The sequence below is a fragment of the Rhodobacter capsulatus genome, assembly GCF_005144475.1.
Taxonomy (GTDB): Bacteria; Pseudomonadota; Alphaproteobacteria; order Rhodobacterales; family Rhodobacteraceae; genus Rhodobacter; species Rhodobacter capsulatus_C.
In genome coordinates, this window is record NZ_SWJZ01000128.1 from 1 (window position 1) to 1,145 (window position 1,145).

Annotated in this window: 2 protein-coding genes and 1 pseudogene; all 3 read left to right on the forward strand. The window is 66.9% G+C overall.

The genetic code is table 11. The features are described from left to right. Positions 1 to 251: hypothetical protein (locus FBT96_RS19430; protein ID WP_394347686.1), on the forward strand; the 251-nt coding region annotated here is incomplete at its 5' end. Positions 252 to 326: 75 nt separating this feature from the next. Continuing rightward, positions 327 to 746, forward strand: coding sequence for a hypothetical protein (locus tag FBT96_RS19435; RefSeq protein WP_136909582.1), 420 nt, complete (start codon positions 327 to 329; stop codon positions 744 to 746). Beyond that, positions 739 to 1,145 (forward strand): annotated as a pseudogene (locus FBT96_RS19440) (antitoxin of toxin-antitoxin stability system); the annotation flags it as partial. The gene FBT96_RS19435 and the pseudogene FBT96_RS19440, both read left to right, overlap by 8 nt.

The window sequence follows — 1,145 nt, forward strand, 5'->3', positions numbered from 1 at the left end:
CAGATGGCGCCCTCGGCCGTCGATCTGGCCCGGATCTTTGCCGCGCCGCTGACGTGACCGATCCCGCCTATCTGCGCCTCGGCCTGCCGGTGACGGCATCGCCGCTGGCCGTCCTTCGCGCGGCGGTCCGGGCGCTTCATTCCGATACCCGCGCCGTTCGCGGGTTTCGGGCGGCGCGCAAGCGGTTCTACCGGCAGATGCTTTGCGCACATGCGGCGCGTCAGGCCGCAGGCGACCAGCGCACCGGCTAAGCCCGCCCGCCCATCGTTTCGTCCCAATCCAGCGCCCGGCCTCTTGGCCGGGCTTTTCACTCTCAGGAGGTTCCCATGGCGGACTACTTCACCCATTTTTCGTGCCTGATCGACGTCGGGACGGCCGAAAAGGCCACCCGCGCGCTCGCACTGTTTCACGCGTTGCGCGCCGCGGATGAGGACGCCAACGACCCGGAGGTCGCGGGGTTCGATCTCGCGCTTCAGGATGCACCCGAGGGCAGCATCCTCTGGATCCATGACGACGAACACGGCGATGTCGAGGCCGTCATCCGCTTCGTGCTGCGCCTCGCCGAAGACCTCGACCTCACCGGCCTTTGGGGCTTCCAATATGCCCTGACCTGTTCCCGGCCCCGCCTCGATGCCTTCGGCGGCGGCGCGCATGTCATCGATCTCGGCGCACGCAAATCCATCGGTTGGAGCAGCACGAACGAATGGCTGGCTGCGGCGCTGAACGGGGAGGACATCGATGCCTGAGGTGATCTGCACGACGGTCTACCAGTTCCCTGAGCTCTCGGATGCCGCCAAGGAGAAAGCGCGCAGCTGGTATCGCGACCTCGCGCCCCACGACGATTGGTCGGACGCGGTCTATGAGGATTTCGAGCGGATCTGCGAGATCCTCGGCATGCGCCTGAAGACCACGCCCATCCGCCTGATGGGCGGCGGGACGCGGGCCAAGCCCTGCATCTGGTTCTCCGGGTTCTGGAGCCAAGGGGATGGCGCCTGCTTTGAGGGCTATCTTGGCCACGCCAAAGGTGCGGCTGCGCGCATTCGGGACTATGCGCCGATGGACGCGACGCTGCACGGCATTGCCGACCGGCTCCAGGCCATCCAGCGCCGGAACTTCTATCAACTCGCGGCCGAGGCGACCCATCG

What these genes read in the sequence shown, in the direction of transcription:
- FBT96_RS19435 (WP_136909582.1), top strand. Translation starts at nt 327, where the DNA reads ATGGCGGACTACTTCACCCATTTTTCGTGCCTGATCGACGTCGGGACG.